The sequence below is a fragment of the Microcoleus sp. ARI1-B5 genome (genome assembly GCF_036705795.1).
In the GTDB taxonomy this organism is placed as follows: Bacteria; Cyanobacteriota; Cyanobacteriia; order Cyanobacteriales; family Microcoleaceae; genus Microcoleus.
Genome location: NZ_JAUBVK010000033.1, coordinates 37,310 through 44,595, shown reverse-complemented (window position 1 = coordinate 44,595; position 7,286 = coordinate 37,310). Strand labels below are relative to the sequence as shown.

The 7,286-nt window shown below is 41.4% G+C and carries 4 protein-coding genes and 2 pseudogenes; 4 read left to right on the top strand and 2 right to left on the bottom strand.

The window, feature by feature from the left end; translation table 11 throughout:
- Nucleotides 1-114: 114 nt before the first annotated feature.
- Both QUB63_RS29870 and QUB63_RS29865 read left to right on the top strand, forming a co-directional pair.
- Complete coding sequence (locus QUB63_RS29870) at nucleotides 115-1,263, top strand: homocitrate synthase/isopropylmalate synthase family protein (protein ID WP_332948995.1); 1,149 nt, start codon at nucleotides 115-117, stop codon at nucleotides 1,261-1,263.
- A gap of 82 nt (nucleotides 1,264-1,345) precedes the next feature.
- Complete coding sequence (locus QUB63_RS29865) at nucleotides 1,346-2,809, top strand: MFS transporter (protein WP_332948994.1); 1,464 nt, start codon at nucleotides 1,346-1,348, stop codon at nucleotides 2,807-2,809.
- A gap of 39 nt (nucleotides 2,810-2,848) precedes the next feature.
- Here QUB63_RS29865 and QUB63_RS29860 read toward each other — a convergent pair.
- Nucleotides 2,849-3,046 (bottom strand): annotated as a pseudogene (locus QUB63_RS29860) (SufE family protein); the annotation flags it as partial.
- A 156-nt stretch (nucleotides 3,047-3,202) separates the two neighbouring features.
- Nucleotides 3,203-4,168, bottom strand: coding sequence for a sterol desaturase family protein (locus tag QUB63_RS29855; RefSeq protein ID WP_332948993.1), 966 nt, complete (start codon nucleotides 4,166-4,168; stop codon nucleotides 3,203-3,205).
- 246 nt (nucleotides 4,169-4,414) lie between these two features.
- Here QUB63_RS29855 and QUB63_RS29850 point away from each other — a divergent pair, with 246 nt between their 5' ends.
- Entirely contained in the window at nucleotides 4,415-4,780 is a 366-nt protein-coding gene (locus QUB63_RS29850) for an iron chelate uptake ABC transporter family permease subunit (RefSeq protein ID WP_332948992.1), read from the top strand.
- A 767-nt stretch (nucleotides 4,781-5,547) separates the two neighbouring features.
- Nucleotides 5,548-7,286: pseudogene (locus tag QUB63_RS29845) on the top strand (hypothetical protein); the annotation flags it as partial.

Genomic DNA, 7,286 nt, shown 5'->3' with positions numbered 1-7,286 from the left:
TTTTTTGGAGATATCTATTGGGGGTCATGGCTCAAGTTTGTATAAGGTATTGTGCCCTCGCCGAAGCCAGCCCCTTTTTCAAGATTTTGTTAGTACCTAAATTGATCCTAGATTATGATTAAAATTCTTGATTCTACCTTGAGAGAGGGAGAACAAACCCCTGGAGTTTATTTCGCACCTGAAACAAAGTTAAAAATTGCGGAGTTTTTAGACCACATAGGAGTTGATATTATTGAAGCTGGCAATCCTGCTGTAGATAGCGAAATTGCTTTAGCCGTTACCCGCATTGCCAATGCTGGACTAAAAGCAAAAATAGGCGCTCATTCGCTCTGCCGAATAGATGATGTTAAAAAAGCCCTGGATTGTAATGTCAGCTTTTTAGGCGTGTTTTTTAGTGTATCCTCTCAACGATTGCAATGCGACTATAATATCTGTTTAGATGAAGCCCTAGATAAAATTGTGGAAGTAATAACTTATGCTAGAGAGCAGAATGATAGTTTATTGATTCGCTATACGCCGGAAGATACAGTTCGCTCTCCTATGAAAAATGTGATTGAGGCGGCTAGCGCAGCAGTGCAGGCTGGAGCTAATATAATCAGCATAGCTGATACCACTGGATATACAAACCCATTTCAACAAAAACGTAGTATTTATTATTTTGTCAAAATCCTGAAGGAGGAACTAGCCAAACGAGAATTATATCCACAAATAGAAGTTCATTGCCACAACGACCGAGGTTTAGCTTTAGCAAATGCCTTGGATGCCTACAGAGCGGGAACAGATATTATTGATGTCAGCGTGATGGGACTAGGGGAAAGAGCTGGTATAGTAGATTTGGCTGAGTTACTAATAAATTTATCCGACCTTATTGAGGAGAAAAACTTTTGGAAACTAGAATATTTGAAAGATTTGTATAATTTGGTAAGCGAGTATTCTCATGTACCTATTTCTCCTCATCACCCTGCCGTGGGGAAAAATGCTTTTACCCATTATGCAGGTGTTCACGTTACGGCAATGGCAAAAAATGAGCGCCTATATCAAAGTTTAAATCCAGAAATTTTTGGAATTAAAAGTAGTATAGCATTAGGGATGCAATCGGGATTGACTGCTGTTGAATTAGCTCTAAAGCAGATTGGCAGAGAGGAACTGGCTGAAAACAAATATTTAGTAGCTAAGATTCTTAAAGAAATTAAAGAAATTGCTAAAAGAGGAACCCCAATCGATATCGAGAAAGAATTTCTAGAATTTATTGATAATTACTAATTTACAGTAGCACCTACCCAGTGAAAAATGCTATAGTTTGGATGATTTCAGAATAATACACACCTCTCCCTAGATAGTAATAATGTCAATAACCCCAGCAGAAAACTCTAACGAATTAAGGCAAGAAGAGAAGACATCATCTGAAAAATGGTGGACTCTAGTTGGTATTGGTATTGGCGTATTCATTTTTGCTTTGGATGTGTATATAGTTAACTTGGCTTTGCCAGTTATGGTTGAATCTCTCCATACCAGTTTTGCCACGATTCAATGGGTAGTTTTAAGTTACTTGCTGGCAATCGCCATATTTGTAATATTGGTATCAAAATTAGGTGATATCTGGAACAAGAAGCGATTGTACATTATTGGCTTAACAATCTTTACGATCAGTTCACTATTGTGTGGAATGGCGCCAAATGTCTGGTTTTTAATAGCGTTTCGAGGATTGCAAGGAGTAGGTGCTGCGTTTTTATCTGGCTTGGGAACTGCGATGATTGTGGAGGCATTTCCAGCGGCAGAGCGGGGACTGGGACTAGGTATTAGAGCGGGAATTTACGGAATGGGGATTACCTTGGGGCCCATGGTAGGAGGAGTGCTGATGAGTGTGGGAGGCTGGCCTTTAATTTTCTGGGTGAATGTTCCGATTGGGATTGTTGCCATTTTGATTGTGGCTTTTTTTGTACCGAATTCTGCGATTAGTGGAAACCCCGAAAACTTTGATATCATCGGTACGCTGATATTGACCACCGTCTTAACTTCTTTTATTCTTGGCATTACCCTATTACAGAAGGGTAATTCTCATATTGCCATATATATGCTGGGTTTTTCTGTCGTCAGCTTGATTGGCTTTTTATGGTTAGAATCCCGAATAGCAGCACCAATGATCGACTTGAAAATGTTTCGCTCCCTAGAGTTGAGCCTGGGCTTAACGCTACGTTTTATTGCAAATTTCGCGATCGCAGGTGTCATCTTCATCCTTCCTTTTTTCTTCACTTTCCTTGAACACTATTCAACTCAAAAATCTGGTTTTTTAATGGTAGTACCGTCACTTCTGATTGTGACGACTGCGCCTATTTCGGGTATTCTTTCCGACCGTTTTGGCACGCAGGTAATTACTTTAATGGGTCTAGTATTTATGGCAATTGGATGTTTTTTAATCAGCAGATTTGATACTGAATTAACTGTCATCAAGTATATTTTGGGGATTATTCCCTATGGGGTAGGAGTGGCGATGTTCAACTCTCCTAACAATAGCTCTATTATGGGAGCCGCACCACAAGAGCGATTAGGTATTGCTTCGGGATTGTTGTCATTTTCGCGGATATTAGGGCAGATGCTGGGAGTACCAATAGTAGGTGCTTTGTTCTTCTTTACCACAAGTTTTAGCGCTAATTTTGCACCGAATATCGATATTAGCAATGCGCCTGTACAAGCATTACTTTTTGCTACACATACTACTTTTTTGGTGCTTGGGGTTTTATTAATGGTTTCGACAATGTTTGCAACTTTGTTTTGGTGGAGAGAGAATAAAAAAGCGGCTCTCCTATAAAAATCATTTGCTGTTGATTTTAGTAAGGATTTTTCAGGCTTAATTCAGTTCTGATTGCTCACTTCCCTGGGATTCCAGCGCTTTCTTTTTCATCATTTGAAAAATGTTGTAAAATCCGTTAGCGGGGGAAGGTCTCAAACTCACATTCAATCCCGTGTCTTGAATAAAATCTGGGGTAATGGTGACAATTTCAGCAGGCGTTAATCCGCTCAAACCTTCCACCACCAAGCCAACTAATCCTTTGACTAAGTAGGTCGGTGCGAAAAAACCGAACTATGTTAAAATAAGTAAAGACAGGGAAGACCTCTACCAAGGTAATTAAATATATGGGCGCTAGATTATCGATGTCATGAAGTCCAAAAATTATGGTCGAAGTGAGAAAAAGAAAAGTTTTCAGTTTTGTGGATTTTTGCGTATTGCCTTAAATGGCTGCAAATAGAAGTTTGCTACACTATTAAACGGTTTTGCTTCATCGCCAGGTAAACCTAAATCTAGCTTTTCATAGCTTTGCGGCACGTACAATGTAGCAAACATCCAGTCCCAAACTGCGAATATCTTACCGTAGTTTGCGTCATAATACTTGGAATCGTTAGCATGATGAATATAGTGTTGAGCTGGACTAATAAAAACATGGCTGAGCCAGGAAGGAAATGCTAGCCAGATATGAGAATGGCGGAAGTTACCAGTGATATAAAAGGCGAACAGCAGAAAGGGTATGCCATTGAGATATAGAACCTGCATCTGGCTGCCAAACAGATATGTCCACAATCCTATCGCTATACCGGAACTGATAGAGACCGCCATTGTTTGGACAACATAATCGACAGGATGATGGCGGTATAAAGTAAATGGAGTAAGCACTTCAGCCGTGTGATGGATTTTATGGAATTCCCAGAGCAAAGGAATTTTATGCCTTAGGTAATGATTGTAGAAATAGCCAAAGTCAATAGCCAGTATTAGAAAAATACTAAAAGCAACATCATGCCAAAGCTGCGTCTCGGTTACTGGGAAAAGGGTAGTTACGCCAGTTAGCTCGGTTAGAGAGCCGCTGACTACACCAGCAATAGCGGTTGCAGATATGACTGTGGCGATTGGTACTACGATCAAGCTTTTTATCAATATAATGGGTAAGTAGTTCTGATAATCCAGGATTGCGGAATGATGAAGATAAATGTCTTTGGGAAAGCAGTATTGCAGGAAGCTCTTCTTCTCTTCTGTCTTGGCAAAGTGCAGTAGGTAGAGCAGTAGTGCTATTGATAATGAGGAAAGCAGATACAGCCAGTAAATCTGAGAATCCGGCACAACTAGCTGTTTTAGTGGGTATAAACAACTCTTTAATATTGACTTCATTATTTCCATAGTAGCCTCCATGTGAAGATAGATATGGGGAATATGCTGGCATTATCCAAATTTTGTGTACCCCAAAGGAGTACGCCATCTGGTGCAAGCTCAAACCGAAACTGAATGTAGTGTACCACATATACATAGAATCTGCTGTATCGCTTTCGGGAAATGCTGGGAGTCTCTTGGCATACCACAGCAGTTGTTAGTAGCGCTGTTTCGGATCGGAATGTCGCTGAAAGCGCTGGACGATTTTAGCTAGGGGTGCGGGTAGCGTCGATCGATAAATTTGCTGCCTTTGGGCGACGATTTAGCTGTTGGTTTGGGGGTTTCGCTGGTGCGATCGCGCTTGTTGATTGGGGGGTTGCTACTTTGCTAGCTGCGAGTGCTGTCAGCATCGGCGGATTGATTGGTTTTGTGGGATTGGTTGTGCCTCACGGGGTGCGTTTGTTGCTTGGTAATGAATATCGGTTTGTGTTGCCGATGAGTGCGATCGGCGGTGCTTGGGTGTTGACTTTTGCTGATTTTTTGGCTCGTTTGGGTGCCGTAGAATTGCCTGTGGGTACGGTTACGGCTTTGTTGGGTTCTGCGCTGTTGGTCTGGCTGCTTTATCGGCGTTCTACTCAGTAGGAAAGAAGGAAGAAGGAAGAAGGAAAACGGAAGAAGGAAAACGGAAGAAGGAAGAAGGAAGAAGGAAGAAGGAAAACGGAAGAAGGAAAACGGAAGAAGGAAGAAGGAAAACGGAAGAGGCAAGAAGGAAAATGAAAAAAATCAAATGTTAGGCTTTTTTTTTTCTTATTTTTCTCCTATTTTGAATTTCCTATTTTCATTTTTGAAGTCTCAATTTTCAAATCTCAATGCTTAAGGCTCAATTCCTAATTACTAAAATAAAATGTGTTTAGAAATTAAAAATTTTACTGGGGGTTACTTGGATTATTTGCTGACTCAGCATATCGAGATTATTCCTCATATTGTGGATTTGCTTCGCTAATCGGACTTGCGCAGAATATCTGACTGTAGTGTCAACAAGCGCGTCAAATTTAGTGCCGATCTACTGTTTGACGATTAGGTCTTCGAGCCCCCCTAACCCCCCTTCTTAAGGGGGGAGTAGGGGGCAACCGGAAGCGCTCTTGCGTCAACCCCTACTCCCCTTTTGAAGGGGTATGCGAGGGGGAGCGAGACTCGGCTATAAACGAGAGATACAAAGGTTTTCAGGCGATTGTTGACACCAATGCACACCTTACCTGTTGGGTTTTTGTAAATAAATATAAATTGCCGAGCCAAGTGAACACAGGCGCGCAAGTTGTGATAGCCTGAGTAAGTTAGCGATTTCTGGATGTCCCTTTTTTGAGGGCAAGCTGCAAGGCAAATCAATTTATATGAATTAGATAAAACAAATGGAAGCATTACTTTTATTAATAGGATTTGGAGGCGGGGCCTTAGTCTGCTGGCTAATTTTGAATAAGCGAAATTCACGGAATTTGGTGCGGATGCAGGGTTCGCAGGAGGCGATATCGAAGCTGGCGTCGCAGTTGGATGCCCGAACTTCGGAATTGCGGGAAAAGATGCAGAATGAAAATGAGCTAAATTCAGAATTGTCCCAGTTGCAAACTCGCTTAGAAGTTGTGACGGGCGAGCAAGATTTGTTAAATACTCAAGTGTCGGAATTGGAAGGATTTTTGGCAGGAATTGCCGAGGAGCGATCGCAAGTTAATTCTCTGATTGCGGATTTGCAGTTTCAGCTAGAAAATGCTGAACAAGCTCAGTCTCAGTTAGCGGAAGTGGCAGAACTTAAATATCAGTTAGAAGTTGCAACTCAGGAGCGATCGCAACTTAACGCTCAAATGCTGGAAATGCAAGCAGAATTAGAGACAGTTGATGCAGAACGTTCTCAATTTCACGGTCTGCTGTCGGAATTTGAAAGTCAGTTGGAAACTGCTAGTCAAAGCAGATTGCAGGTACAGTACCAGTTGTCGGAAATTCAAATTAAGTTCGATCGCTCGATTCAAGAGCGGGAGCAGCTTCAGTCTCAACTCTCGGGCTTGCAAGCTCAACTGGAGAGTGCAGAGCAAGAACGAGAAATACTCAATTCTCAATTGCAAACCGCTAGCCAACAACTAAATCAACCGCAACCTGAATTATTAGAGCTGGAAAGACAGTTAGAAGCTGCTAATCGGGATAAAATGCAGTTAAACTATCAAGTTTCCGAGCTGCAAAGTCAATCAGAAATGGTGGTTCGAGAGCGAGAACAACTGCTGTCTCAGTTGTCAGAATTGCAGGCTCAATTAGAAACGGCTAACAGAGAGCGATCGCACCTTTACTCTCAACTCTCCGAATTCCCAAGTCAAATCGAGACAGCCAATGAGAGTCAAACTCAACTGCAATCTCAAGTATCTGAGTTAGAACAGCATTTAGAAATTGTATATCAAGAGCGATCGCAACTGCAATCTGATTTAGAAAATGCTAACACAGAGCGATCGCAGCTCAATTCTCAAATCTCGGAACTTCAAACTCAAATCGAGACAGCCAACCAAAATCAAACTCAACTGCAATCTCAAATATCCGAGTTAGAAAATCAGTTAGAAAGTGGGCGTCAAACTCGCTCAGAATTGGAATCTCAGCTCAATTCTCAAATCTCGGAGTTGCAAACTCAAATCGAGACAGCCAACCAAAATCAAAATCAACTGCAATCTCAAATATCCGAGTTAGAAAATCAGTTAGAAAGTGGGCGTCAAACTCGCTCAGAATTGGAATCGCAGCTCAATTCTCAAATCTCGGAGTTGCAAACTCAAATCGAGACAGCCAACCAAAATCAAAATCAACTGCAATCTCAAATATCCGAGTTAGAAAATCAGTTAGAAAGTGGGCGTCAAACTCGCTCAGAATTGGAATCGCAGCTCAATTCTCAAATCTCGGAGTTGCAAACTCAAATCGAGACAGCCAACCAAAATCAAACTCAACTGCAATCTCAAATATCCGAGTTAGAAAATCAGTTAGAAAGTGGGCGTCAAACTCGCTGGCAATTGGAATCTCAGCTCAATTCTCAAATCTCGGAACTTCAAACTCAAATCGAGACAGCCAACCAAAATCAAACTCAACTGCAATCTCAAATATCCGAGTTAGAAAATCAGTTAGA